The organism is Paraburkholderia aspalathi (genome assembly GCF_905220735.1).
Lineage (GTDB): Bacteria > Pseudomonadota > Gammaproteobacteria > Burkholderiales > Burkholderiaceae > Paraburkholderia > Paraburkholderia aspalathi.
On record NZ_CAJNBA010000002.1, the window covers coordinates 1,515,333 to 1,541,919 of the forward strand.

Annotated in this window: 19 protein-coding genes and 2 tRNA genes; 4 read left to right on the top strand and 17 right to left on the bottom strand. The window is 59.0% G+C overall.

Annotated features, from left to right (window positions below; translation table 11 throughout):
* Positions 1-310: 310 nt before the first annotated feature.
* Positions 311-1,231 carry a glycosyltransferase family 2 protein gene (locus tag KHO30_RS17560; protein ID WP_093632540.1) on the top strand — a complete coding sequence of 307 codons (921 nt, stop codon included), beginning with the start codon at positions 311-313 and terminating at the stop codon, positions 1,229-1,231.
* A gap of 156 nt (positions 1,232-1,387) precedes the next feature.
* Here KHO30_RS17560 and KHO30_RS17565 read toward each other — a convergent pair whose 3' ends face one another.
* The 3 genes from KHO30_RS17565 to KHO30_RS17575 all read right to left on the bottom strand — a co-directional run bounded on the left by KHO30_RS17565 (position 1,388) and on the right by KHO30_RS17575 (position 5,235).
* Positions 1,388-2,863 carry a hypothetical protein gene (locus tag KHO30_RS17565; RefSeq protein WP_244179211.1) on the bottom strand — a complete coding sequence of 492 codons (1,476 nt, stop codon included), beginning with the start codon at positions 2,861-2,863 and terminating at the stop codon, positions 1,388-1,390.
* 63 nt (positions 2,864-2,926) lie between these two features.
* Positions 2,927-4,144 carry a glycosyltransferase family 4 protein gene (locus KHO30_RS17570; protein WP_093632539.1) on the bottom strand — a complete coding sequence of 406 codons (1,218 nt, stop codon included), beginning with the start codon at positions 4,142-4,144 and terminating at the stop codon, positions 2,927-2,929.
* Positions 4,132-5,235 carry a glycosyltransferase family 4 protein gene (locus tag KHO30_RS17575; RefSeq protein WP_054034696.1) on the bottom strand — a complete coding sequence of 368 codons (1,104 nt, stop codon included), beginning with the start codon at positions 5,233-5,235 and terminating at the stop codon, positions 4,132-4,134. The genes KHO30_RS17570 and KHO30_RS17575 overlap by 13 nt, the downstream gene beginning before the upstream one ends.
* Before the next feature lie 455 nt (positions 5,236-5,690).
* Between KHO30_RS17575 and KHO30_RS17580 the strand changes: the two genes are divergently transcribed.
* Entirely contained in the window at positions 5,691-7,091 is a 1,401-nt protein-coding gene (locus tag KHO30_RS17580; protein ID WP_093632538.1) for a calcium-binding protein, read from the top strand.
* A gap of 165 nt (positions 7,092-7,256) precedes the next feature.
* Here the strand turns inward: KHO30_RS17580 and KHO30_RS17585 are convergent, their stop codons facing one another.
* The 8 genes from KHO30_RS17585 to rnr form a co-directional block, all read right to left on the bottom strand.
* The gene (locus tag KHO30_RS17585) at positions 7,257-9,482 is read right to left on the bottom strand and encodes a GNVR domain-containing protein (protein WP_093632537.1); all 2,226 of its coding nucleotides are present in this window, start codon (positions 9,480-9,482) and stop codon (positions 7,257-7,259) included.
* Positions 9,483-9,579: 97 nt separating this feature from the next.
* Positions 9,580-10,890: a polysaccharide biosynthesis/export family protein gene (locus KHO30_RS17590; protein WP_244864067.1), complete on the bottom strand. Its 1,311-nt coding sequence runs from the start codon at positions 10,888-10,890 to the stop codon at positions 9,580-9,582.
* 149 nt (positions 10,891-11,039) lie between these two features.
* On the bottom strand, positions 11,040-12,119 hold the full coding sequence (locus KHO30_RS17595) for a sugar transferase (RefSeq protein ID WP_211701684.1): 1,080 nt from the start codon (positions 12,117-12,119) through the stop codon (positions 11,040-11,042).
* 608 nt (positions 12,120-12,727) lie between these two features.
* On the bottom strand, positions 12,728-13,150 hold the full coding sequence (locus KHO30_RS17600; RefSeq protein WP_093632535.1) for a helix-turn-helix domain-containing protein: 423 nt from the start codon (positions 13,148-13,150) through the stop codon (positions 12,728-12,730).
* Between the two features lie 196 nt (positions 13,151-13,346).
* Positions 13,347-13,502 carry a hypothetical protein gene (locus KHO30_RS17605; protein ID WP_167378278.1) on the bottom strand — a complete coding sequence of 52 codons (156 nt, stop codon included), beginning with the start codon at positions 13,500-13,502 and terminating at the stop codon, positions 13,347-13,349.
* Between the two features lie 477 nt (positions 13,503-13,979).
* The gene (gene rpiA / locus KHO30_RS17610) at positions 13,980-14,675 is read right to left on the bottom strand and encodes a ribose-5-phosphate isomerase RpiA (protein WP_211701685.1); all 696 of its coding nucleotides are present in this window, start codon (positions 14,673-14,675) and stop codon (positions 13,980-13,982) included.
* Positions 14,676-14,718: 43 nt separating this feature from the next.
* A complete protein-coding gene (gene rlmB, locus KHO30_RS17615) occupies positions 14,719-15,462 on the bottom strand; it encodes a 23S rRNA (guanosine(2251)-2'-O)-methyltransferase RlmB (protein ID WP_063496380.1) in 744 nt (247 codons plus the stop codon).
* A 183-nt stretch (positions 15,463-15,645) separates the two neighbouring features.
* On the bottom strand, positions 15,646-18,162 hold the full coding sequence (rnr, locus tag KHO30_RS17620; protein ID WP_093632533.1) for a ribonuclease R: 2,517 nt from the start codon (positions 18,160-18,162) through the stop codon (positions 15,646-15,648).
* A gap of 304 nt (positions 18,163-18,466) precedes the next feature.
* Between rnr and KHO30_RS17625 the strand changes: the two genes are divergently transcribed.
* Positions 18,467-18,553, top strand: a tRNA-Leu gene (locus tag KHO30_RS17625).
* A gap of 261 nt (positions 18,554-18,814) precedes the next feature.
* Positions 18,815-18,901, top strand: a tRNA-Leu gene (locus KHO30_RS17630).
* A 316-nt stretch (positions 18,902-19,217) separates the two neighbouring features.
* On the opposite strand, the gene KHO30_RS17635 is transcribed toward KHO30_RS17630, so the two are convergent.
* The 6 genes from KHO30_RS17635 to KHO30_RS17660 form a co-directional block, all read right to left on the bottom strand.
* Positions 19,218-20,135, bottom strand: coding sequence for an alpha/beta fold hydrolase (locus KHO30_RS17635; RefSeq protein WP_211701686.1), 918 nt, complete (start codon positions 20,133-20,135; stop codon positions 19,218-19,220).
* 338 nt (positions 20,136-20,473) lie between these two features.
* Complete coding sequence (locus tag KHO30_RS17640) at positions 20,474-21,514, bottom strand: fumarylacetoacetate hydrolase family protein (protein ID WP_211701687.1); 1,041 nt, start codon at positions 21,512-21,514, stop codon at positions 20,474-20,476.
* An 81-nt stretch (positions 21,515-21,595) separates the two neighbouring features.
* Positions 21,596-22,366 carry a molybdate ABC transporter substrate-binding protein gene (locus KHO30_RS17645; protein ID WP_211701688.1) on the bottom strand — a complete coding sequence of 257 codons (771 nt, stop codon included), beginning with the start codon at positions 22,364-22,366 and terminating at the stop codon, positions 21,596-21,598.
* Positions 22,367-22,389: 23 nt separating this feature from the next.
* A complete protein-coding gene (locus tag KHO30_RS17650; RefSeq protein WP_211701689.1) occupies positions 22,390-23,640 on the bottom strand; it encodes a YncE family protein in 1,251 nt (416 codons plus the stop codon).
* A gap of 67 nt (positions 23,641-23,707) precedes the next feature.
* Positions 23,708-24,853, bottom strand: a complete 1,146-nt coding sequence (locus KHO30_RS17655; protein WP_093632528.1) for a porin — start codon at positions 24,851-24,853, stop codon at positions 23,708-23,710.
* Positions 24,854-25,243: 390 nt separating this feature from the next.
* Positions 25,244-26,587: a sigma-54-dependent transcriptional regulator gene (locus KHO30_RS17660; protein WP_093632527.1), complete on the bottom strand. Its 1,344-nt coding sequence runs from the start codon at positions 26,585-26,587 to the stop codon at positions 25,244-25,246.

A 26,587-nucleotide genomic window follows, 5' to 3' on the forward strand; every position in this document is an offset into this window, starting at 1 on the left:
GCGCGCCGTTCAGGCTGCTGGTACATGGTATCGGCTCGCCATACGCGCACTGCTACCTACCCCACGCAAGCGCATACATCCCAAACGCTCTCGCACCCTGTGTGGCGCACCGCACATACGGGATACGATTCGCGAGCGCTCGATATGCGTGTATTTGCGTGTGCGGTAGGCAGCAGTGCTGCGTCTGCCAGACCAATACCATGCCTTCTACATGGTGGCTGGAATTGCTTGCGGCATCCGCAACTTTCAGCCCGAGGCCAGACAACGGCAGTTGGCCCCAGCATAGACACTGAGGACGGAAACACTGAGGATGGAAACCGTGAAAATAAGCCACGACAGAGGCCCCTCTGCCGGCAAGCAATCAAAAGTTTGCCTGATCTTCGCCACGCGGGGCCGCGCCGAGCTCCTTAAGCATGTCATCGCCTTCGTCGATCTGCAGACTGTCAAGCCGGATCTGATCATCGTCTCTTGCGTATCGGATGAGGATATTGGCGACCTTCCAAGCCAACCTGGCATGCTCGTCATCAAGGGGAAGCCTGGCAGTTCCGCGCAACGCAATACCGCATTGAACCATGTGCCGGAAGACTTCGACGTCGTGATCTTTCTGGACGATGATTTCCTGATGCACAGCACCTGGATTTCGGAAATCCTCAAGGTCCTGGATAGCGATCCCTCTATCGCCTGTGTTACCGGAACGGTACTCGCAGATGGCATCCATGGGCCGGGTTATTCGTTCGAAGAAGGACGAGCTATCCTGGCCGGGACGCGTGAAACCCCGGAAAGATTGATTGCAACTCCGGCCGGTGCTCCCTACGGGTGCAATATGGCGTTTCGAGCCCGCAGCATTGCAGGCCTCCGCTTTGATGAGCGCCTTGTTCTCTATGGCTGGCAGGAGGATCGTGATTTCGGAGGCCAGATATGGAATCTCGGCCGTCGTGTCGTTCGCGTTAATACCGCACTCGGAGTGCACCTGGGAGCCAAGCGTGGGAGGGTGTCTGGGCGCAAGCTAGGCTATTCACAGGTCATCAATCCACTCTATCTGGTGAGAAAGAAAACGATGCCTTTGCGCGTTGCGCTCGACCACGTTCTGCGAAATGTTGCCAGCAATATTGTACGAAGTATTGCACCGGAGCCTTGGGTCGATCGTCGCGGTCGTCTGAGCGGCAATCTGATCGGCCTCTGGGACTTCGTACGAGGAAGGCTGACACCTGAACGAGCGGCAAAGTTATGAAAACTATCGAACATAAGACGATAGCGTTAGATTGCAAGCCGGCATTCTTCCTGTACCAGCCGCGGATCGTCGAGTGATTGTTGAGTGCGCCGCACAAGCCGCCGCGCGGGGTTAAAAGGCCAGGCGCACTCTCCCACGCGGCTCTTCGCCAGAACCCTACCCGCGGCGTTTCGGCTGCGTCACAAATTCAACAGGCTCTACGTCGACAGGTTCTACTACGTTACGACTGGGCCAGACATAGGCAGAAGAGGCAACCCGTCCCTGACGCCTGAATACGCGTCTTGACGCAAGCGGCGAGAGTGCCCCCGCTGCGGCCGCAAACAGGTAGAAACACGAACCCAGCTCAAACACCCCAGCCGAAGTCGAAGCGACGATCAATGCCGAGATCATGCTATGCCGAGCCGCGTAGCAGACGGCGCGTTCCGTGATTGGGTAATGGGCTGGCATCGGCGAGAGCAGAGACTTGCCAACGAACATCCCATAGCAGACCGCACCCACGATACCCAGACTCCCCAGCAGTACCACCAGGAAGCTCGATGCGCGAATGCTGCCCAATCCGACGCCTATCCCATAGGTATCGAAGAAATTGGTCATGCCCTGAGTGTTCCAACTCATTCGTTCAACGCCGGATGAGCTACCAGCTTTGCTCAATATCGCCGCGTCGACGAATTGCCCGAGCGTATCCACCACTCCCGGCAGGAAGAGTATGACGTAGAGCACACCCAGCACGCCCATGCAAGCAGAGATGATCCACATGCGATGCTTGCGCACAGCAGCGTCACGCGCGACAAGATGCGGCCTGCTGAACACCAATACGACCAGATACCCAGCCATCCCGACATAGGCGCTTCCCGAAGTGGACAGCAGCATCAGTGCACCCGTCGCGACAGCAAGTGCGCCGGCCAGTTTCGGACGCCACCCGACCAGCCATAGATTCAGGCAAAAGACAAAGAGCGGCAGCGTGAAGGTTGAGAACGCGGAAGTCTCGCTGAACGTGCCGCTGATGCGCACCAGTCCACCCAATTCCTCGCCGCTCAGATCGGCGAACTGTGCTGTCTTGACGAGCGAAAGAACATCAATGCCGACAATGTGCGAAACGGCATCGATCACGCCTGCGAGCACGTCGAGCAGAGTGAGCAGGAAGATCGCGTTCGCGAAGGTCCTGTACGCGCCACGACATTTCAGAAATGCATACATGCAGCAATACACCACGACATCGCCAATGCAATACACCACCTGAGACAGATTGCCCGAGACTGGGCGGAGCGGCTGTAGCAGTATCAAGTCGGTACTGCGATCGACGGGAAACACGAACGTCGTACCGAGTAACAGGCGCGGCAGCAGGATGGCGCCCACACTTGCCCACAGGCAGTTGCAGAGCAGCCAGAAACCCGGCTTGTCCATCGAGAACGCATCGCCAAGCTTCTTCCCGCCGACAAGATTGAAAGCCCTCAAGGCGAAGAATGCGAGAAAGAGTTGTGGCGGCAAGATGCCGATACCGCCCAATCCCAACGCGAGCGCACAACCGAACAGCGAGTAGACAGCCATTCCGTAAATCACGGCGCGATGCGACGTGTAGAGCGCCACCATTCCGGTGACGAACACAATGATCCCGAATATCGTCAGTTCCACTTGCTTGAACCCCTATCCGTCCGCCGCACGCTCATGCGCGAACGATCTTGTTGCTGCGCCGTCTCATGCGGAGCGTCGGTACTGGAGCGCCGGCGGTGTATCGGCAAACCCTTTGTTGTCATGCATCGCGCGTTCCACGACATCCATGAATTCGTGTTTGAAACGTTCCGCCGTAAAGCGCAAGGCATTGCGGCGGCAGACTTCCCCACGAAACAGCGGGCGCGCTTCGAAACGCTCCACCGCATCGACGATGGACGCCACATTCTGCTCATCGAAGAAAAGCCCCGTGCCGCGCTCCGGATCCGCCGAATCGACGACGATCTCCCGCACACCTCCACGGCCCAACGCGATGACCGGGGTGCCGCAGGCCTGTGCTTCGACTACCGAAATGCCGAAGTCCTCTTCCGCGGCGAAGACGAAGGCGCGCGCGCGTTGCATGTAGTCCACCAGCACCGCATCGGGCTGATAACCGAGCAGCGTTACGTTAGGCGTCGCGCATGCTTTGGCGCGCGCGAAATCGGGGCCGTCACCGATCACCACGAGACGCCGCGAGGGCATCGCCGCAAAAGCCTCGACGATGAGCGGAATCCGCTTGTAAGGCACCATGCGCGAGGCAATCAGATAGAAGTCCTCATGCTGCGTGCCAAGCTCGAACCGCTCGACATCGACAGGTGGATAGACAACGGTGGCGTCACTACCATAGGCCTTCCGGATGCGTCTTCCGACGAAGGCCGAATTGGCGACGAAAGCGTCCACACCATGTGCGGTGCGATGGTCCCAGATACGCATGTAATGAAGCAGCAGACGCACGATCCAGCTCTTCATGCCGTGCTGCATGCCGGCTTCGGCCAGATATTGATGCTGGAGATCCCACGCATAGCGAATCGGCGAATGCACATAGCTCACGTGCACCTGATGCGGCCCGGTCAGCACGCCTTTGGCCACAGCATGGCTCGACGAAATCACGAGATCGTAGGCCGATAGATCGAACTGCTCGATCGCCAGCGGCATAAGCGGAAGGTAGCTGCGGAACGATTTGCGCGCCCGCGGCAAATGTTGAATGAACGAAGTATGGGCGCGTTTTCCGCCCAGCACGCCCCGCTGCGACTCCGGAAAGAAATCGACGATACTGTAGAGATCGGCATGGGGAAACAATTGAAGAATCTGTTCCACCACCTTTTCCGAACCCGCATACGCAGCGAGCCAGTCATGCACGAGGGCTACCCGGCCGAAGCGACGTGTGTCGTTTGCAAGGGTTGCGGCAAGCGTTACATTAGCCACGGCGATATCTCCTCGATCAGCTTGACTGCGGTGGCACGCCAGGTCAGTTCCGCAGTACGCGCACGGCCCCGCTCGCGCAGACTCGCACGCAGCGCGGCGTCGCTGGTGATCTGTTCAAGCAGGTGCGCTAGTTCCGCGGGATCATCCGGCGAGGTGTAGAGCACGGCATCGCCACACGCTTCCAGCACGGCCGGCAACCTCGAAGCAATGACAGGACAGCCGAGAGCCAGCGCCTCGACCGGCGGCAGCCCGAAGCCCTCATAACGTGACGGATACACGAAACACGCCGCGCGCCGGTACAGCGCCGCCAACTCGCCGTCGCTCACGTAACCGAGGTGTTTCACGAACGCGGGCAACGCATCCCGGCCCGCTCCGTACACCCTCGAATCCCCGCCGCCCACCACCACGATGTCGAACTGCGCATCGTTGATGAGGTGCGCGGCCTCGGCCACGAGACGGAAATTTTTGTGCCGGTTGAGGCTTCCCACCGCCAGCACGAATGGACGTCCGTTCAGCGTGGACTCCACTGCGCCTTGATCCTGTTGCACACGCAACATGTGCTCTCCGCTCTCCGGCACGACACCAATCTTGCCGGCAGGAATCCGGTAAGCGTCGCACAACTCGCGCCGCGAGAATTCCGACACGGTGAGCACGCGCTGCGATACCCGGCCGATGCGTGGTGCCATCAGGCGGTACCAGGCGACAAAGGAACGGCTGTAACTGTCGGGCACGCGTGCGGGCGCCGCGTCGTGCAGCACCGTCACCTGACGGCCGTACATCAGCGGCCCGGAGTTGCAGAGATTGAGCAACAGGCGGCCCGATGCCGCCTGTGGTAACGCGAGTTGTTCCCAGCGCAGGCCGCCGCCTTTTCCGCTCCCCCGCAGCCCGACGTGCCGAAACGGATTGACCATGCCGGCCAGTGCTTCGGGTACGACGATTTCGGTCCTCAGTCCGGCGACGAGCGGATCGTCCAGTTCGATCAACTGATCGAGCGCTCGAATGGTCTCGAATGCGAAGCGATCGACGCCCGTCGCGCGGCGCCCCAGAAAACGGCCATTGATTACCAGATTCGGAGTATGCAGGGGTTTCATCGGCGGGTTCCGGGGCATCGCTCAAGGTACGTCGTTACGCGTGCGCAAAGTCACCGCGGCACACAACCAGATTCGACAGACCGCGTCATACAGGTCATATGGCCCAGAGTGTGACCGACCCGCAGCCAGAAAAATGTTCGCCGTCGCTCATGCAACGCCAGTTTTCACACCGGGCCCCGTTCGCCGGCAATCGCATAGGTGAACCGGAACGCCCGCGCGTACAAAAACGCAGCCCGCCGCGGCGGGCCGGGCGGGCCAGGATATCCCTTTGCCTCGGAGACCCACACCTTCGCGCAGCATGTCACGTCCTATCCGTTCGCCGTCGCACACACGAAGGACGCAACAACGTATCAAGATGATCTTTGAATGCGTCTCCAACAGAGGCCAAACCATCGAGATGCCGGCATCGCGCAACGCGCACGGAGCCGGCAGCCCTCTCACACAAGGAATCCGCCGTGAAGCATCCCGTAGCAACCACCCGTGTCCTGCCCGCCAACACAGCCGTCTCGTCCGGTTCGCGATCCGCGAACCGGACGAAAACATACCGGTGGTTCGGCACACGCGCCGCCGAAAGCGTCGCAGCAGGCATCTGCGTGCTCGCGTGCGTATCGACGGTGCAAGCCAGCGATGCTGTGCGAGCCATGCCTGCCGACACCTTCATCGAGACACTCGCTGTCATTACCCACGTCAACTATACCGATGGCGCCTATGTCAACGTACGTAACGTCGCCGACGATCTGGCATGGCTCGGCATCCATCACGTGCGCGACTATGCGCCCGGCAGCAGTCCGCCGTTTTCAAGCTATGTCTATCTCGCGCAACACGGCGTCAAATTCAACTTCCTGACGGGCTCGAACTTTGCGGAGTCAATCGGACAGGCTGCGAAATTGAACGTCACAGTGCCTGGCAGTGTCACGGCCATCGAAGGTTTCAACGAGATCAACAACTGGCCGATCCCCTATCACGGCCTCACGGGCACCGCTGCCGGGCTCGCCGTGCAGCGCGAGATCTACGCACGTGTACACGCCACGCCGGAACTCAAGGGCGTGCACGTCTACGATCTCACCGGCTACGACGAGAAGTCAGTCGAGACGCGCGCAGATTCCGCCGATTACGCGAATCAGCATGTCTACCCACAAAACGGCGAACAACCAACCTATAACGCGAACGGCGACAGGTGGATGGGCGCGGCCATTGATGCCGTCAAGAAGTTTCAGCTGCCGCTCGTCATCACCGAATTCGGCTACTTCTCGATGCCTCAGGCAGGCTGGTACATGCTCGGCGTCGACGAGCCGACCCAGGCCAAGGGTGTTCTCAACGGCTACATGGACGCGGCGGCGGCGGGCGTAAAACGGACCTTTGTCTACGAACTGCTCGACCAGAAACCCGATCCGCAGAACAAGAGCGGCGAAATGCACTACGGACTCTTTCGCAACGACAATAGTCCCAAACAGGTGGCCCACGCGATTCGCAATCTCACGTCGATACTGAACGCTGGCACGACACTGCGCGCGAACGGCACAACCGGCGCGGTGCGTGGCACCCTCGCTTATAGACTCTCCGAAATGCCGGTATCGGCGAACAGTTTGCTGCTGCGGAAAAAGGACGGTCGCTTCGTACTGGCGCTATGGAACGAAACGCCGATCTGGGACCGGGCGGCGGGGACACCGCTCACCAGCCCGCCTGCCTCTGTCGAACTTGACTTCGGCGTGAAAGCGAGCCGTGTTGACCTGTACGATCCGCTCGTTTCGGCGGCGCCGCTCGCCAGCCATCGCGATTTGCGCCAACTCACCGTGAACGTACCTGACCACGTCATTCTGCTCGAAGTCACACTCGCGGACACGCCGGGAACCTGAACGCGTTCGCCAGCGCCTGACCGCTATCCCGAGGCTGCCGATTCGAGCGACGAGCCACGGGTGTACGGGCGTATCGCCCCGTACGGCGTCCGTCCGCGAATCAGCTGCACTAGTTGCTGAATCGCGTACCGACACACATACTGCGCGCTCGCGTCCCTTGCAATGTCAGGCCTCAGTCCCCTTGGCGGGTACTCCGGTGGTGTAGCTGGAATATCCGTAGGCGGCGTACGCTTTCCCGTAGCGACCTGGTCTCGACATCGCGTCGTTGAAAATGACACCGCGAATCGGCACACCGATCTGCTCGAACCTGCGCGTCGACTCGCGCAGTTCCTCCACCGTTGTCACGCCGTGTCGTGCAATCACGAACACCATTCCCGCAATCGAAGCCACAATGCCTGAATCGGCAACCGGCAGAATAGGCGGCGCGTCGATCAGGACCACGTCGTATTCGCTGTCTACCTGCTGGGCGAACGCGAGGAAGTTCCGATGCTTGAGAATTTCGCTTGCGTTCTGTATGTATCCTCCGTTCGCGATGAAATCGACACCTGGCAGAATGCCGCGGTGTACAGCATCTTCGAACGTCTTGTCACGCGTCACGATATTGGTAATGCCAGGGCTGCATGGAACTCCAAGATATTGGTGCAACGTGCCCCTTCTCAGATCAGCATCGACCAGCAGCACACGTTGCCCCGACGCCCCGATCAACGCCGCGAGATTAACCGAGACGAATGACTTGCCCACGATGGGCGTCGGCCCGGCGAGCAAGACAATCCGGTTAGGTGCGTCGACGAGAGCAAACTCAAGCGCGCTTCTGAAGCTTCGCAGACTTTCGATCGCTGCATCGCCCGCCGCTGCGTGCGCCAGCACAAGATTTGAATCGGTGTTGCGTAGAAGACTACGGGCCAGCGTTTCCTGTACTCTGCTGCGAGGAATCGTCGCGTACACGGACAGCCCGGTGCCGGTTTCAATTTCGTTCTGAATGGTGACGCCGTCAAAGAGCCTTCGCTTGAGCAATACCAACACGACGCTCGCGAACAGGCCCGCCATCAAGGCTCCGATAATCGCAAGCACGCGTTTCGGCCGAATCGGACTATCCGGCACGATAGCGGTATCTACCAATCGCACATTCGACACCTTCCCCGCTTTGAGAAGACGCAGTTGCTCACGGGTGTTCAAGAGGTTCGTGTAGATGGAGGTATCCACCTGAACCTCTCTCTGCAGCCGCAGCAGGCTCTGCTCCATCGGCGGCAGTTGCTTGGTCACGGAAGCAATGCCTCCAACCTCCCTCTGAGCCTCGCTTAATTGGTCGTTGACGGCGATCACTGCCGGGTTTTCCGATGTGTACCGCGCGAGAAGCAACGCTCGCTGCTGCTCAAGGTCGGCGACCTTGCTTTTCGCCTGGGTCGACCGTTGCAGAAGCGCGGCTGCTTCCGCGCTAAGATCCACTGTCCCGTTCTTCGCCCGAAATGCGTTGAACTCGCTTTCCGCGACCTCCAGTTTGGACTTCAGTTCAGGCAATTGAGCATCGAGAAATGTGATCGACTTCTGTGCCTCTTCCTGAGTACGCAAGACATTTTGCCGAACATACGCCGCACCGATCGCATCGAGAATAGCGCTGATCTTTTTCGGATCGGTGCCCTCCAGAGCTACGCCGATCACATCAGATTCCTTACCTTTCTCCGAAATCAACAAGCCCGATTGCACACGCTGAATCGCAGCAAGCTCCGAAGTCCGAACAAGTTCAAAACCGACGCCCGGCTTTCCGACGATCTGGTCCACGAGGAGATCAACTGGCCCTTCGGCCGTTTCAGCGTGCAACAGTTCACCGACGCGCCCGGGCAACTCGATGCTTTTGTACTTCAGCAAATAGTTGCCGTTCTTGTGCAGTGTCAGGATAAATGTCACGCCTTGCAGTGCATCGGGCACATCGAATTTCGAAACGCTGATCCGCTCATAACCCCATGCATAGCCGCCCATGCCGGAGTGGGCCAGATCACTCAGGTGGCCAGCAATCCACCGGCCGACTACCGGAAAATACCGCGGCGTCGCGCTGAGGCTGAGTTGCGCACTGGTCACGGCTCCCGCGATCACCAGTCTGGAGCGCAACACCTCGATCTCGGCCGAAGCAGCCGTCTTGACAGCGAACATCGACTTCACGTCACCCAAGGCGTCCTTGGCAGCATTCGGATTCTCCTGAACCTGGATCAGAATATCGGCCTGATACACCGGCGCCGCGAGCAGTGCATAAGCCGCACCCATAAAAAGAAAGCACGCGGTGATCAGCGCGATCATGCCGCGGTTCTGATACAGGACGTCCAGAAAGACACCAAGATGGTCCGCCTGTTCGGGGACTACATCTATGGTATTAATTGACGGGTCATGGTAATTCATGTGCCTTCTCCCCTATTCCCAAACGTTCCGGCAACGCCTGCTTTCGCCATCGCTCTGCCGGATGCACTGCCGCCAGGCCAAACAGATTTTTGGTTCATTAGTAACCGATGGCCCGGCCAGCAGCTGCCGCCTGTGTACTTGGCACAATCAAACCGATCACGCGGCTCCACCTGACAAGTGCAGATGCATCGACAAACACCACGTCATTTGGCTTTAGCTCAAAGCCATCCGCAGTTGCCATCGCAGCCGGAGACCCGGCATTCAGGTGAAAGACCACCGGCTTACCCACGTCGCGCCCGCGCACGACGAAGACCTGCGACGCATCTCCCGAGGTTTGACTGATGCCGCCGGCGTCACCTAGCGCTTCGTTCAAACTCATGCGGCCGTTGTTGAACGTCAAACTCCCCGGACGTTGGACTTCGCCAAAAACGTACACTTTCGTGTCGGTCTGCGCGAAGACGCGCACCATATCGCCTCTGCGCAGTTCGATGTTGTCGGGGTTCACGCCCTTTGCAATCATGCCGGGGATATCAACATTCACGGTCTTGTCGCCACGCGTAATTGCGACCATCGACCTGTCCGCGGTAGGCGTAAATCCTCCGGCACGATTGATGGCTTCGGGCAAGGTCATCGGCATGTCGTTGAGAACCTGCACGCCGGGATTCCTGATTGCGCCGTCCAGATAGATCCGCTTGCTTCGATAAGTCTCAATCCGCAACGTCACCTGAGGTTGGCGCACGTAACGGCTGAGCTTTTGGGCCAGCAGATCACGCGCCTCCATTTCGGTGAGCCCTGCCACCTTGAGCGGACCGATATAGGCATACTGGATCATGCCACCCGAGTCGACTGTATAGCCCGAGGTCATCGAACCTGCGCTGTTCGCTTCAGGTCCAGCGGACGGCGAGGAGCCCGGCATATTCAGCTCAGGGTGATCCCATACGACAATGCTCAATATGTCGCCGGCCCCTAACGTGTATGGCGCTGGCTTCGCGAACAATTGCGTGACTTCGTCAGGCACCGCCTTCGAGCGTTCGGCGCGTTCCTTTTCAACCAGATCGTCGGTGATTTCGATCAGGCTGCCCGTGGGGACCGCATCCACACCCTTACCCGGGTGAGCGTCTGCCGTCGCGCGCACGCTGCTGCTGGCGAGACCGCTGCCCCCCTCCGCTTGTCCCGGACCAGACGTTCCGGATGGGGGACTGAATGACATCCCCGGTGACCATGCGCACCCTGCCAGGCATACCGCCAGCGCAGCGCCGGTGACTGCAGTCCTGACCTGTTGTCGGCAGCTTGCAGCACGAGTTCGCCTGAATGAATCGTGCACCGGGTCTGCTCGCTCTTCAACCAATACGTTTGACTCTTGCGCGTTCGTGGTCCTTTCCGAACCCAACTTGTTGCGTAACATCATCGCTACTCCCTCTGTCGCGCGTCCAACCTGATGCCCCCGTTGCAACGCGCACATCACTATGTAGAATTTTTTCTTACTTTTTGCTGGCGATACCCAGCCGCCCCACGCCGCCCGGCCTTATAGCCTTCGATCAACCCGTCACCTCCGATTCAGTACGCGCCACTCCCCTTGAAGACCACCTTGAAAGTCCTAAAAAGAATGGCGACGTCCCGGAGCAACGACCAGTTCTTCACATAGGCGACATCCAGGGACACCCGCGTCGCGTAGTCCGTCGTACTGCGGCCGCTGACCTGCCACAGGCCTGTTATGCCGGGTTTGGCCATCAGGTAGTACATGACGTTTGTTCCATAGCGCTCCAGTTCCTGGTCGATGATAGGGCGCGGTCCGACCAGGCTCATATCGCCGCGCATCACGTTCCATAACTGCGGCAACTCATCCAGACTGGTACGGCGTAGAAACCGGCCGATACGGGTGACCCGCACGTCGTTCTTGAGCTTGAAATCACGTTCCCACTCGGCACGCGCCAGCGGATCGTTTTCAATCAAGGTCTTGAGCACCTGGTCTGCGTTCACAACCATCGAACGGAACTTTAGGCAACGAAATTTTTTCCCTTTATGCCCCACACGGACGTGTCCGAACACGGCCGGGCCTCCATCGCTTAACACGACCGCCGCGAGCAAAACGAGGACCGGCAGCAGCGCGACTATCAACAACGCACTGACCACGACGTCAAAGCTGCGCTTGACGACCTTTCGTACGGCTCCAGCGCTGTCCAGGCCATATTCGCGGGGCGTCGTATCGATTTCGGCATCGAAGCCCGAAGTGCCGGCGAGCCGAAGTCCCGCGAAACGGGCAAGTTTGAATTCGCCGAAGATGAGCGTATGCGAGCCGAGCAGGGATATGCCGGTCGTGAGCGTCCAATAGAGGAACCACTGCAACGGCAACTGGTTCTCACGATGAATTGCATAGAGCAACCCAAGGCCGCAGAGCTGGACAGCGAGCCACGCGAATGCAGTGCGGCTCGCAAGGCCGAACACCGCCCGCGTACGCCGCGCAGGGTAGGTTCCGCAAGCCGGAAACACGGACAGAGCAAGGGCAGCAACGAACGCGACGAGCGACGGATCAAGCTCGTGTGGATGACCCACTTGCGGCAGGTTCAAGTGCAACGCGCCAAACGCACCCAGTACGATCAGTGCGATGTCGGTCAATCGATGGACTAGTACTGACATTTCTGTTACCCCAGACCTTAACGTTCCCCGCGACGATCACTCCCGACTCATCGCCGCCCACGGCTGCCTGATTTCCGTCGAACCGGCCGTAGGACCAGCAACGGAAATCTCGCCTCCCGCATCGCTAGCGGCGGGACGCACTCTGTCGTCCGCGCCGATATATCTCTTCGACCGCCACCGTGTCGATCGCGAACGGCAGCCTGCCCAGGGTTTCGACTCGTCTACGCGCGCCCAGCGCGGAGGGAGTCTGCACCTTGGTCCGATGTGCATTTCGTGTCGCTTCACGTCACGGTCTTATCCACTTGATAAGCAGTACTTCAGTCCACAGCAATACGCTACGCCCTCGACCGGATACATTCCGTGCGGCATCACACCAATCAGGTTGTTTAGACGAAGTTCGCATTTTGGATGAGTAACATCATGAAAGCCGGCGGGCGACTTAAATCCAAAGCGCCGTGGCAGAAGCCTGGCGCTCGCCCAAAAAAAGGCGATGCGGGTAAACTATCCCTTAGTATTATTTTTATTAGTCATGCGAATTAATATTGTTTATATATAGCGAAAACACATTTCCCACTTCGCACCGTCGATTCTCTATATTTAGCGAGATCTCATAGAAATGCGCCGACGTCCGTTCGAAAACGCACAGCTAGCGCCTTTGCCACTTTCTTGCTAATCGCACGGCGCCCCGCGAGAATATCGCTGACCACCGTTGGCGAGGCGATATCCGCCAGGTCCTTTTGCTTGAGACCATGCGTTTCCAGCAGGTGGCGTAGCACTTCACGTGGTTCTGCACTGGGGAGAACCACATGACGAGTTTCCCAGCAGTCGATCAGAGCGGACAGAACGCCGAGCAGATCCACCAGCGGATTGCCCGTGTCACCCTGGGGATATTTCGTCAGGGCATTCGCGAGTTGCGTCATCTCCTCGTATTCCTGCTCGGTACGAATGGGTTTGATAGACACCTTGCTCTGCAACGCAGCCCAAGCTTCTGCGATGTCAGGGACCTGGCCCAAAAGGCGATCGGCATTCATATTCTTTGAATTCTCCTTTTGAGAAGATCGTATTCTTTCGGTGTTGGGTAATCCAGCCATGCCGTAACGCGACTCCCCCGCAGTGATGCCGTGCCGCTCTGTCATAACTCCATCTCCGCAAGTAACGGCAATTGCTATTGCTCATCTCTCAATTTATTTAGTAAGACGAATTTTTAACAATTCAAAATCACTTTTATCAATCCAACCCGTTTGGCGTGATCGGCGCACAGTGCTTGAAGATGTCGAGCCGATCGGATGGATCGGCATTTCGATATTTCTCGACTATCTGTTTGCGCACGCCTTCTGCTTCTGCTGACGCCATGAGCCAGTCGGCGGCAATCGTCACTTTCACGATGTCGCCCTACGCGCAGCAGTCCAACTCCACGAAACCGAGTTTAAAAGGAGTGTCGTCAGCAGTGCGTGCGCGCGGCCACACTCCGCAATCGAGAAACGGCCAAAAGTGCGTGCTCGTCGATCAGCCGCCAAGGTCTGACACTGTTCGCAGCCCCGGATAGCACGCCATGGTCACAGTCGAGCGAAACCAGCGCAGCATGTGGGCCGCAACCAGAACGTCAAATAACGGGGGCAACAAACGGATCGGGGGGCCTGCGCGCACAAGAGAGCACGGGCCGACGACCGGGAAGGTAGGCAGCGCCAGGCGGCGGAGACATTGGGGTTGCGCGCTCGCGCCACCAGGCGAATATGTAGTGAGCCCGAACGCTCGGAGGGGGGAGCCGGATCACGGCACCGAGGCAGCAACAGCCGCCGGAGACATAAAACAAGGCATCGCACCGCGCTCGACGCCGTGCGATGCCTTGAATACGCAGCGTTAACTGAGGGCGTAGCGAATCGCCTCTACGCCTGTATCAGTGCCGAGCAGACACAGATTCGCTCCGCGTTCTGCGAACAGGCCAACGGTCACGACGCCCGGCCATGCATTGATCTGTGCTTCGAGTGCACGCGGATCGGCGATCTTCAGACCTTTGATGTCGAGGATCTCGTTGCCGTTGTCCGTGATAAACGGTGCACCGTCCTTCGTCACGCGCAGGACCGGCACGCCGCCGAGCGCCGTCACGCGGCGGCCGATCGCGGTACGCGCCATCGGCACGACTTCGATCGGCAGTGGGAAGTTGCCGAGCGTGTCGACCAGCTTGCTCGCATCGACGATGCAGACGAATACGTCCGACACCGACGCGACGATCTTTTCGCGCGTCAGCGCGCCGCCGCCGCCCTTGATCATCGCGCCGCTGCGGTCGATCTCGTCGGCACCGTCGACATACACCGGCAACGTTTCGATCTCGTTCAGATCGAGCACCTTGAAGCCGTGCGATTGCAAACGTGCGGTAGTGGCGAGCGAGCTCGACACCGCGCCACGATAGCGGGTCTTGCTGGCGGCCAGCGCGTCGATGAAACAGTTCGCGGTGGAGCCGGTGCCGACGCCGATCACGGAGCCTTCCGGCACGTTGGCGTTCACATAGTCGGCGGCGGCCTGGCCGACCAGTTGCTTGAGTTCGTCTTGGGTCATGGGGAATGCAGGCGAGCAGTAAAAACGACAAGTTTACCGGAGTTTACTTCTTCACCGAGCGCTGACGCACCGCTTCGAACAGACAAACACCGCTCGCCACGGACACGTTCAGGCTTTCGACCGTACCCGCCATCGGAATCTGCATGACCACGTCGCAGGTATCGCGTGTGAGGCGGCGCATGCCCTCGCCTTCGGCGCCCATCACCAGTGCGACCGGGCCGTCGAGTTCGGTCTCGTAGAGGCTCTTGGTGGCCTCGCCGGCGGTACCGACCACCCACACGCCCGCGTCCTTCAACTCACGCAGCGCACGCGCCAGATTCGTGACGGTGATGTACGGCACGGTGTCGGCCGCGCCGCTCGCCACCTTCGCAGCGGTCGCGTTCAAGCCCACCGCGCGGTCACGCGGCGCGATCACCGCGTGCGCGCCGGCCGCATCGGCCACGCGCAGGCAGGCGCCGAGGTTGTGCGGATCGGTCACGCCGTCCAGCACGAGAATCAACGGCGAACCGTTGATGCCGTCGAGCAGTTCGGCCAGATTCTGCGCAAGCGGCATATCACCCGCACGCGCCACCACGCCCTGGTGCCGCTCGGTATGCGAGAGGCCCCACAGACGCGTTTCGTCGGCGGCGATCAGACGCACGCCGGCTTCTTTCGCCGCGTGCAGGAACTCGGTCATGCGACGGTCTTTGCGCGTGGCGTCGTAGTAAACCTCTTCGACCGTCGACGCATCGTGCCGCATACGTGCGGTCACTGCGTGGAAACCGTATAGAACCTTGAGACGTGACATGACTGACAAACCTTTGATTGAGCGCGCCCTGACAGCGCGCTGCTGTGATGAATGCGAACCTGCTTACTGTGTTGCCTGAGTAGCGTGTCTCGCTACCTGACTTGATTGCGATGAAACGAAGACCGCGCGCAACCGGTACGTTTCTACGTACCCGATGCGCGCGGTTCAAGCCGTCAAACGACTTCAGCGCTTCTTGCGGGCCTGCGGTTTCGAGGCCGACTTGGCCGGCGCGCCGCCGTGTTTCTTCGCTGCACCGCGTGCCGCGCGCGCTTCCTTGACGGCTGCGGTTTGCGCCGGCGCTGCCTTCTTGCGCCGGCCACCCGGCGCTGCCGCGCCGCCTGCACCGCTATCCACCGGCGGCAACGACCGCACGCGGGCGCCGCCGCTTTCGCCGGATGTCTTGTCGGCAAGAGCCGGACGACTCGCCGGCGGCTTGATCGGCGTATCGCGCACGAGGCGGAAGTCGATCTTGCGCGCATCGAGATCGACGCGGCTCACCTGCACCCGCACCCGATCCGACAGGCGATAACGAATCCCGGTACGCTCGCCGCGCAACTCGTTCTTGATCTCGTCGTACTGGAAGTAGTCCGAGCCCAGTTCGGTAACGTGCACGAGGCCTTCAATGAAGAGCGAATCGAGTTGCACGAAAATGCCGAACGACGTTACGCCGTTCACCATGCCGCCGTACTCTTCGCCGAGCTTGTCGCGCATGAAGTAGCACTTGAGCCAGGCTTCCACGTCGCGCGATGCTTCATCCGCGCGGCGTTCGTTCGCCGAGCAATGCAGACCGAGTTCTTCCCAGATCGCCACGTCTTTCGACTTGTTGCGAACGCCGTGTTTTTCCTCGTCGGCCTGCTGCATCGCGCGGGCGCGCGGCGACAGCGCCGTGTTCAACTCGACGCCTTGCGGCGGCTCCGGCTGATACTTGCGGCCTTGCAGAATCGCGTAGATCGCGCGGTGCGTGAGCAGGTCGGGATAGCGGCGAATCGGGCTCGTGAAGTGCGCATACGCCTCGTACGCGAGACCGAAGTGACCGATGTTGTCCGGACTGTAGACAGCCTGTTGCATCGAACGCAGCAGCATGGTCTGCAACATCTGTGCGTCCGGCCGTTCGCGGATCTGCGCCATCAGCGCGGCGTAATCGCTGGCGTGCGGCTTGTCGCCGCCAGCGAGCGAAAGGCCCATGCCGCGCAGGAAGGTGCGCAGATTCTCAAGCTTCTCGGCGGTCGGCCCGGCGTGCACGCGGAACAGACCCGGGTGCTTGTTGCGCTTGAGGAAGTCGGCCGCGCAGACGTTCGCCGCCAGCATGCATTCCTCGATTAGCTTGTGTGCGTCGTTGCGGGTGCGCGGAATGATCTGTTCGATCTTGCCCTGCGCATTGCAGACGATGTACGTCTCGGTCGTATCGAAGTCGATCGCACCGCGCTTCTGGCGCGCGGCGAACAGCGACTTGTAGACGCCATACAGATTCTGCAGTTGCGGCAGCAAGGCGGCGCGACGCGCGGCCTCCGGGCCCTTGGTGTTTTTCAGCACCGCGGCCACTTCCGTATAGGTCAGCCGCGCCGCCGAGTGCATCACGCCCGGATAGAACTGGTACGCCTTCACTTCGCCGCGCGCGGTGACGATCATGTCGCACACCAGCACGCAACGGTCGACGTTCGGGTTCAGCGAGCACAAACCGTTCGACAGCTTTTCCGGCAGCATCGGAATCACGCGGCGCGGGAAGTACACCGAGGTGCTGCGTTCCAGCGCGTCGGCGTCGAGACCGCTTTTCGGATGCACATAGTGCGAGACGTCCGCGATCGCGACGATCAGGCGGAAGCCTTCGCCACGGCCGACCTGAACCGGCTCGCAATAGACTGCGTCGTCGAAGTCGCGGGCATCTTCACCGTCGATCGTGACGAGCGGCACGTCGCGCAGATCGATGCGATGACGCGCGTCGACCGGACGGACTTCGTCGGGCAGCCGCGCGGCTTCGTCGAGCGCCGACTGGCTGAATTCGTGCGGCACGCCGTACTTGCGCACCGCGATTTCGATTTCCATGCCGGGGTCGTCGATATCGCCGAGCACTTCCACCACGCGGCCGAGCGGCTGCGAATGACGGCTCGGGAAATCGGTGAGCTCGACCACCACCACCTGGCCGACCTTGGCCTTCTTGGTGTTCTGCGCGATCAGGATGTCATGGCCGATGCGCTTGTCTTCAGGTGCGACGATCAGCGCCCCGTTCTCGTTGAGCAGGCGGCCGATCACGCGCTTGTTGGCGCGGTCCGTGACTTCGACGATATGCCCTTCCGGCCTGCCGCGGCGGTCATAGCCGACAATGCGCGCGAGCACGCGATCGTTGTGCATGACCTTCTGCATTTCGCCGGTGGGCAGGAACAGATCGTCCTGACCGTCGTCGCGAATGAGAAAACCGTAGCCGTCACGATGGCCCTGGACGCGGCCCGCGACGAAGTTCGACGGATGGGTCAGCTGATAGAGATTGCGCTGATCGAGCCGAATCTGGCCGTCGCGCTCCATGGCGCCTAAGCGCTTGAAAAATCCTTCGCGCTCCTGGCGCTTGATCGACAGGGCTTCGGCGATGTCGTTCGCGGCAAGCGGCGCTTCACTCGTGCGCAGGACGCCCAGGATTTCTTCGCGGCTCGGGATCGGATACGGGAATTTGCTCAAGGGCTTGTCGATGATTTTTTCTCGTTGCATGGACGTCGGTCGGCGATGTGGCTGGGCTTAAGAGGCGCTTGGGTTGCGCTTAAGTTGCACTTGCGATTGCACTGGAATGACTGCTCGGGTCCGGCTCGTTCAAGTCTGAGTCCGACGGGCGTGTGCACCGTGCCAACGAACTACTGCGAGGCATTCTAACACCCGTCTTGTGCGCCAAGCGGCCCGTCAATAGTCGCTGTGAGGCGCACGCAGGCTCGCTGCGGCGATGTTTAAGCGAGTTTTGAGAAACGCTTGACAGCCCTGAATCTGTCGCTATAATGGCGTTCTTTGCTGTTCATCACCTGCCCAGGTGGCGAAATTGGTAGACGCACTAGGTTCAGGTCCTAGCGGTGGCAACACTGTGGAGGTTCGAGTCCTCTCTTGGGCACCAGATTCAAAAGTAAAGCCGCCTGATGTTTCGCATCGGCGGCTTTACTTTTTGTGTGAGGCTATGTGGTCCGATTCCGGTTTTTCGGTCGGATCATGTGGTTGGCAGGACGGTTGCGTCAACGTGAGTTGGCGGTGATTGCGCAGTGAAGTTCTGCTTCGCTGCGCGACACAACCGGGCGGTCGATGAAGCGATAGTCAGTTTGTATGTAGGGATTGACACGCTGCATCAGCGCGCTAAAATAGCTTTCTAGCTTGAAGACGTGCCCAGGTGGCGGAATTGGTAGACGCACTAGGTTCAGGTCCTAGCGGTGGCAACACCGTGGAGGTTCGAGTCCTCTCCTGGGCACCAACAGTTGTTCCGGCTTAGTTCAAACTCAAGCCGAAGAAGTCCGAGAAACCCCGTAAGATCAAAGTCTTACGGGGTTTTTTGTTTTCTACAGATCCCTTGCGTTCCACTGACATCAACGATTTTTGCGTATGCACGGAATCGAAGCGCCCGTCTCGCAGCTTTCGCGCACTCGATTTAGTAGTCGTGCCGATGTGGAACCAGCATTGATGCTCGACCACACACGTACGCTCTCCGCGGCAGTCTCCTCCTTTAAGGCATCGGCGATTGATTGAAATGCGTCAATCCTGGTAACCGCCCGGCCGTCAGACGGTGCAAGTCACCCGTTTGTGGCGGTACGTTGCGGCGGCATCGTGTAGAAGGCATGCATGGCGTGCCAGATACGGTGGCGGTTGATGCCAAGCACCGCAACGTGGGCGACGCCCTTGATCTCACAGAACTGTTTGTCTTTGTTCGGCAGTTGCGAGAAGAAATCGAGTAATTCAGCATCCGTCGCGTTGCCATCGTGTTCGGCTCTCGTCATGCAAACGGAACACTGAAGCTTTTTGGGGTCGACCATCGGCATGTGGATCGCCATGTCGACATAGGTTCCGTTCGGCGTCCGGTTCACCAGCTTCAGCTCGTAGTCACCCAAGGCTTTCGGTATTGCCGGGTCGACTGTCGACGGATCATCGCGCGAAAAAATGGCGTCGAAGCTCGCTTGCGAGGTCGGCCGGAAGTTGCTGGCCGTAAGCTTCGCAATGTTCGCACGCCGCTTCATGATCTCGGGCGCGCCCTCGCCGGTATAGGTGAACGCATCGAGCACCATGCGGTCGACCCGCTCCGGCTCTTCCATTGCAAAGACACCGAGACGGATCGAGCCAGACGACTGGCCGTAGAACATGACCTTCTTCTGTCCGGTAACTTGCTCGACAACCGGCAGCGCGGCTTTCAAATCATCGACGCCAGATCTGATATCTGAGTTCGATTCGGTCTTGGAGGAGCGGCCATAATTCTCGTGATCCATGGTCCAGACGTCAAAGCCGTATCTTGCAAACTCGTCCATGAACGAGTAGTTCGGCAATCCGGGGACCTGCAGGTCGAAACCGCCCCGCCCCGAGAACGACGAGCCATGCACCAGGAACAATACCGGCTTCGGGCCCGCATCTGCGTTTGCGCCGTCCGCGAGGCGCTTGCGGTACAGGTATAGTTTCACCGCGCCTTTTTGCGCCCAGTGATCTTCGGCAATGATCTGCATGGTGGCAGCGCTGGCGCTTACCGGCATCACAGTCGTCGTGATCAACGTCACTGCTGCGCCTTGCAAAAAACGACGTCGCTGCAAGGCGTTCTGCTTTTCGGTCACATTGTTCATATCATTCATTCTGATTTCCCATGACTGTCCAACAATATTGAAGGTTCTCTGGTATTGCCGATTGATGGAATGAGCAATCAACTGCCAAGTCGAACCGACACACTCACAAAGCAGGACACACAGCGCTCCGATCCATCACGCCAACGCCGGCCCGTCGATCAGGCTGCCGCTCAGGTCAATTTCCCCGGGAGTGGCTTCGCCCTATTCCCGCGCGACACCTGCCGCTAGGTAGTGACCTGACGAATCACATTTCGGATCATGCCGATCCGATCGATTTCGGTTTCCATCACATCGCCAGGTTTGAGGAACTCCGGCGGGTTACGAGCGGCGCCGATGCCTGATGGTGTCCCCGTTGCAATGATGTCGCCGGGCTCGAGCGTCAGACCCAGAGACAGCTCTTCGATGATGCGCGGCACCTTGAAATACATCTGGCTGGTATTGATTTGCTGCTTCACCACACCGTTCACGCGCGTCGTCAGTTGCAAGTTGGTGTAGTCGATGTCGCTGGCGGGAATGATCCAGGGGCCAATCGGGCCGTGACCGTCCAGGCTCTTGCCCTTGAACCATTGGCCGCCATGATCGACCTGCATGTCCCGCGCAGTCGTGTCGTTGATTACGGCATAGCCGAACACATACTGCATCGCGTCGGCTTCCGCGATGTTATGGCCACGCTTGCCAATAATGACCGCCAATTCGCCCTCCCAATCGATCTTCACGGACACCGATGGATTAAAGGGGATGGGGTCAAAGGGACCGTTGATGGTATGCGTGCCCTTGGTAAAGAACACCGGGTGCTTCGGCAGAGCTGCCTGCTTCGCGGTCAGACTCTCGCCAAAATGCTCCAGATAGTTCCAGCCGACAGCGTAGACGTTGCGGGCAGGCACCGGGATCGGCGCGAGTAGCCGCACGCCGTCAAGTGACGCATGCGCTCGCCCGGAGGCCGCGCATCGACGCGCCTGCGCGACGGCATCGGGCCCGGCGGCTATCAACGAGACCATGCTCGCCGGGTCGAAGGCCAGCGTCATACCTAACTCACGAGCAGTCGCGCCAACGTCGATTACCATGCCCTGCGCCGTCACCACTCCAAGGCGCGGCGCTTCTGCGGCAGCATGTTGATAGGTCACCAGCCGCAACGCATCGCCAGCCAGTCCCGAGTCTGCGGGAACCTTGATTGCTGCAGGAGTCGCTCCAGCCCAAGTGGTTACCGCCGAACTGAGGGCGAACCCCGTGCCTATTTTAAGGAGAGTGCGACGCGATTTGTCCAAGATCGTTCCTTTGGAGTAGTAGGCCTGAATAACAGTGCGTGGCAAGCCTGGCAACGTAGGGTCAACGCGGTCAGCTTCCAGCTAGTTCGCCTGTGAAACAGCGTCGAATCCATTCGCTTTCAATGACGCCTGCACTGCCGGTCCGGTGAGATAAGAGAGCAGCTTTTTTGCCAACGCCGGTGACCCGCTGTTGGCGCCGATACCCACTGCGTAGGTCGTCTTGAGCTGCAGGTCCTCTGGAATAGGCCCGACGAGTGTGACGCCATGAACGGGCTTGATTTCGCTGATCTGCCCCAGTCCGACGGATACTTCGCCCCGCGCCATGGCCTCCATAGCCGTTTGTCCTTCGGCGTAGTACTTGATCTTGGCGTCTACCCGGTCACCGATCCCAAGGCGGTCAATCAGTTTGGCGAGATAGATGCCCGACGTCGCTCCAGTTGCCGGGTCGGCCATACCGATCGATGGAGCGTCGAGCAAGACCTGCGCGAACGCCTGGTCATCCCCGATCGAGGGCACAGCGGTGCCGGTCTTGACCGCCATACCGAGTCGCACGCGAGCGAGGTCTTTTTCCGACCCCTCCAGCACCAGATGACGCTCGACCAGATTGGCGAGCGGCGTGGGAGGAACAATGACGAGATCGAAAGCTTCGCCCGACACTGCCCGATCGTGCACCTGGCCTGCGGTGCCATAGATCAATCGGACATGGTCGCCACTCGCCGCAAAGTATTGCTCTGGCAGTTTCTCAAGAGCGCCCTTCAGCGCGGCCGCCGAAAAAACTACCAGATCCGCTGCGTGAGCCGGCTGAACCCCCGCGAGCAGCACGCCGATCAAAAATCCCGCTTTGACTTTCACGAGAACTGTCCTCACGATTAGCCTCATTGAGTACTGTAGACGCCGATGCAACCACCGCACGGACCACCTGTCTTAGGAAGCGGTACAAACACGTGTCCATTCACGTCGCTCGTGGCAACCGAGTGGGCATTACCGCCCGTCGGGATGCTCTGCAAGAGCGTGTTGGTCCTGGCGTCGATCACGCCCAGAACCGGACCATTCGGCATCTGCCGGCCGCTAATGTAGTACTGCCCGTTTTTGGCGCTATAAGCCACTTCGTCAGCTGCGCCCATATCGGGGACCGAGGCGACAACTGCCCCGCTATCTCCGTTGACGATCAGCGTAACCGGCTTGAGCGTCGATTTCTTGCCGCCGGCGTTGCAACCGATCACCAGATTCTTTCCCGGCCCGCGTGCCAGCCCGGCAGGTGTGCAGTCGGAAACCTTCAAGACATTCGTGACTTCGCCCTTGAGCGGATCGATCATGGCGATTCCGCCCGTTGACTTGTCGCCCTTGATCTCTGGAACCGTCATCAGGAAGATGCTTTTCGGTGCGTAATAGATCGGCTGCTCGATTCCGTCGGTCGCGTCATTGAAGACGATCTTTTTGAGGATCTTATGTCCCGGCCTGGTCGAGATCAACGTCACGAAAGGAGGATCATCCGCATCGTTGGTGACGATAAAGATATGGTGCCTGGGATCGTATGCCATCTCGTCAGCGCGGTTTTTCCCGCCCGTCTTGATTGTATCGACGATTGTCTGGGACTTGAGGTCGATGACCTTGACCGAGCTGTCCCCATCGCCGGCCCAGGCTTCTTTGCCAATGACCAGGACGCCGTTAGGCCCCGCCGTATCGTTGTCCTTGTCGAAGCCGACAAAACCGGGGATCTGGCCGACTACCTTGTCTGTGGCTCCGTCAACAATATCAACGGCCTTGTTGCTTCGGTCGGCCAGGTAATACCGATTTGTCTTCTGGTCGACATAACTGATGTCGAACGAATCCAGGGGTGCGCCCGGAACCTGCACTTTGGAAATCATCTTGAGTTCAGCGGCGCCGACATGGCCGGTCAGGACACAGGAAAACACGCTGCCGAGCAGCGCGAGCGACTTTAGCTTGTATGACATCGTCTCGATCCTTTTTGTGTTACTGCCATTACTTGTTTCAGATTTAACAGCCGATTTTTTTTGCACGAGTGGTGCCCTGCGGCGGCATCGAAAGAACCCGCTTCCTTCGCGCGTTGCCTGCAAGGTGTTCGTGAATCTCAGGCTCCATTTGCCAGCCGGATAATTTTTCAAGACAGGCGTTCCGTCTGAGACGCCGCGGCAGTGACTATCAAAACGCTCGCGGCTTCTGCATGCGTCGTCAGAACTTGTGGGTAATGCCCATCATAAAAGCGACCTGATTTGGCGTGCTTGAGCTGGATTCGAGGTCACCCACCGAACCGCCGGCGGCCACGACGCTATTGCCGTCTGCGCTGAAGGTGGTGCCGTGTGCATGCGAGTAACCGCCGATTGCGTAGACGGTCGTACGCTTGGACAAGGAGTACTCCGTGCCTGCCGCAACAGTGTTGTACGTAGCCGAAGAAGCGCCGCTTGATCTCGTATAGGTGTAGCCGACGTTCACCGCAAGCGCTGACGTCACCTGGTAGTCGAGAGATGTGGCTCCGGTATTGAAGGTTTCGGTACGGTTGAATGCCGCGAAGCTTGTATAGGGTTTCCACTGCGCATTGCTGTACCGCACGTTAACGGTAAATAGACCGATAGCATACTGAGCTGCAACGTGGGTGATCAGCCGTGAACCTACAAACGCGACGCTGCCAAAGAGCGGCGTGACGGAGTTGTTCTGAGTCTGATCGGCCGTGCCCAAACCGCCGGGCCCGTCGTTCTTGGTGAAGATATAACCGACGGCTAGTCCCAGGCCGCCGTTGGTGTACGACGCAGCAGCCGAGGAAAGTTCCTGCGAAGATATGTTGCCCGCCACGCCGCCCAAGCCGTACATCAATTCATACTGCAGGCCGCCATAAGTCGGGCTCGTGTACTTGATTGAATTGTCAACCCGGAAGGTATTGTCGTTGTTGTCGGCATCTCCCGGGGTCGTAAACGCGGGACCATAACCGTCGGCCGTAAAGGGTTGAACCAGATCAACCGTCGGATCCAGTTGGCGACCGATCGTGATCGTGCCCAGGGTAGTGCTCGACAGACCCACCCATGCGTTCTTTCCAAACTCGCGGCCACCCTGCCTCAACTTGCCGGTGTTGATGTCAAAGCCGTTTTCCAGGTTGAAAATCGCCTGAAAACCGCCACCCAGGTCCTCCTTGCCTTTAATGCCCCACTGGTTGGTGGCCAGGTCAGCACCCTGCATCGTAACCAGGGAGGCGTGACCCACATTGTTGTAGTACGCCAAGGCGTCATCAATCTCGCCGTAAAGCGTGACACTGCTTTGGGCTTGGGCGATAGAAGCCGTGGACAGCATGGTCAGGGTAAAACACGAAATTGCGAGACGTCTCATAAAATCTCCAAGATATTATGGGTATAAGAATCCATAAATCCAGTCAGTTAGTAGACCGATTTAATTTGTGAGGAAGTGCCAACGCAAGACGCTGCGGCGCCCGGTGGAACGGATCGGCAGACCAAGCGATTCAAGCAGTGGAAAGCAAGGGATTCGGCTACGTCGATACGCTCTCACGCGCAGTCACGCAGTCATTCAAGGGCCTCCGTTGTCACTGTAATTGTCATCAACAATTACGCAAACAGCGTGCCAGTCTGTGCGACCACTAAGCGATTGATTTAAGGTGCGTTTGCCGTTTGTTCATTCGGCCTGATTGCGGAAAACCAGAAAAACGGCCATTTGATGGCTGGAAATATGGTCAAGGTCTTCCTGCCCCTGATCCAGGCCGTTTCATTTGAACTCCTCGGTACTGATGCCCAAGCGACGCATCTTGTCGTACAGAGTTTTTTTGGGTACGCCCAAACGCTCGCACGCGACAGCCGCGCGGCCCGAACATCCGCGCAACGCCTCTTCGATCAATTGGCGCTCGAACAGATTAAGTTTGGTCTCAAGCGAGGGTTTCCCGGTATTGTCGTCGCTGCTGGCTGGGTCTACTCGCGTCGGCATACCTAACGTAAAGCGCTCAGCGACGTTACGTAGTTCCCTTACGTTTCCCCCCCATGGTCTCGACATCAGATCGTGCCTTTGCGCTGGCGAGATTTCCGGTATCGGCCTGTTGTATTCAGCCGCAGCCCGTACGACAAAGTGCTCGAACAGGAGGGGGATATCCTCGCGGCGTTCCCGCAGCGGAGGAATCTCAAGCACCATGACGCCTAGCCGGTAATACAAGTCATCGCGAAAGTGGTTTGTTGAAGACAGCGCCAACAGATCCGCCTTGGATCCCGCGACGATCCGGCAATCCATCTCAAGCAGATCGTTGGAGCCGACACGCTCGAACTTTTTCTCCTGCAGCAAGCGCAACAGTTTTACCTGCAGCGACATCTGCATTGTTTCAATCTCGTCGAGAAACAGCGTGCCTCCTCGGGCATACTCAATCTTCCCGATACGCCGCTTGATCGCGCCGGTGAAAGAACCAGCCTCATGGCCAAACACTTCACTTTCGAACAATAGCTCGGGAATACCCGCACAATTGATCGCCGCGAAATTCTTCGCCTTTCGATGCCCGTAATCATGCAGTGAACGGGCGACCAACTCCTTGCCCGTTCCCGTTTCGCCGAGGATCAGTGCATTTGCGTCGGCGTCGGCCAGTTCCAGGATCATTCGGCGCAGGCGTTCGATCGCTGGAGAACGTCCGAGAATCCTTGCTTCTATATTGTCCCGATGCGCAAGTGCCTGACGAACGGTTGCGAGTTCAAGCGTCAGGCGACGTTTTTCGAGCGCGCGCTGCGATACGTCGACGAGTTGTTCCGACGAGTACGGTTTCTCGACAAAGTCATAAGCACCGCGGCGCATCGCGTCGACCGCCATCGGGATGTCACCGTGACCAGTCACGAGGATGACCGGCAGCGATGCGTCAGTTCCAACCGTATGCTCCAATAATGCGAGGCCGCTCATGCCAGGCAACCGGAGATCGCTGACCAGAATGCCGGGGAAGCCAAACTCTATATAACGCAGGGCATGTTCGGCCCGCTCGAAGGACTGGACCTCCAGGCCGCTCAAACGAAGTGCTTGTGTGCCGCCAAGGCGCACCGCCGCGTCATCTTCCACAAATAGCACTTTTAGATTATTAGACAT

What these genes read in the sequence shown, in the direction of transcription:
- KHO30_RS17655 (WP_093632528.1), bottom strand. Translation starts at nt 24,853, where the DNA reads ATGAGACGTCTCGCAATTTCGTGTTTTACCCTGACCATGCTGTCCACG.
- rpiA (WP_211701685.1), bottom strand. Translation starts at nt 14,675, where the DNA reads ATGACCCAAGACGAACTCAAGCAACTGGTCGGCCAGGCCGCCGCCGAC.
- KHO30_RS17635 (WP_211701686.1), bottom strand. Translation starts at nt 20,135, where the DNA reads ATGCAGATCATTGCCGAAGATCACTGGGCGCAAAAAGGCGCGGTGAAA.
- rlmB (WP_063496380.1), bottom strand. Translation starts at nt 15,462, where the DNA reads ATGTCACGTCTCAAGGTTCTATACGGTTTCCACGCAGTGACCGCACGT.
- KHO30_RS17660 (WP_093632527.1), bottom strand. Translation starts at nt 26,587, where the DNA reads ATGTCTAATAATCTAAAAGTGCTATTTGTGGAAGATGACGCGGCGGTG.
- KHO30_RS17595 (WP_211701684.1), bottom strand. Translation starts at nt 12,119, where the DNA reads ATGTCAGTACTAGTCCATCGATTGACCGACATCGCACTGATCGTACTG.
- rnr (WP_093632533.1), bottom strand. Translation starts at nt 18,162, where the DNA reads ATGCAACGAGAAAAAATCATCGACAAGCCCTTGAGCAAATTCCCGTAT.
- KHO30_RS17560 (WP_093632540.1), top strand. Translation starts at nt 311, where the DNA reads ATGGAAACCGTGAAAATAAGCCACGACAGAGGCCCCTCTGCCGGCAAG.
- KHO30_RS17585 (WP_093632537.1), bottom strand. Translation starts at nt 9,482, where the DNA reads ATGAATTACCATGACCCGTCAATTAATACCATAGATGTAGTCCCCGAA.
- KHO30_RS17590 (WP_244864067.1), bottom strand. Translation starts at nt 10,890, where the DNA reads ATGATGTTACGCAACAAGTTGGGTTCGGAAAGGACCACGAACGCGCAA.
- KHO30_RS17575 (WP_054034696.1), bottom strand. Translation starts at nt 5,235, where the DNA reads ATGAAACCCCTGCATACTCCGAATCTGGTAATCAATGGCCGTTTTCTG.
- KHO30_RS17600 (WP_093632535.1), bottom strand. Translation starts at nt 13,150, where the DNA reads ATGAATGCCGATCGCCTTTTGGGCCAGGTCCCTGACATCGCAGAAGCT.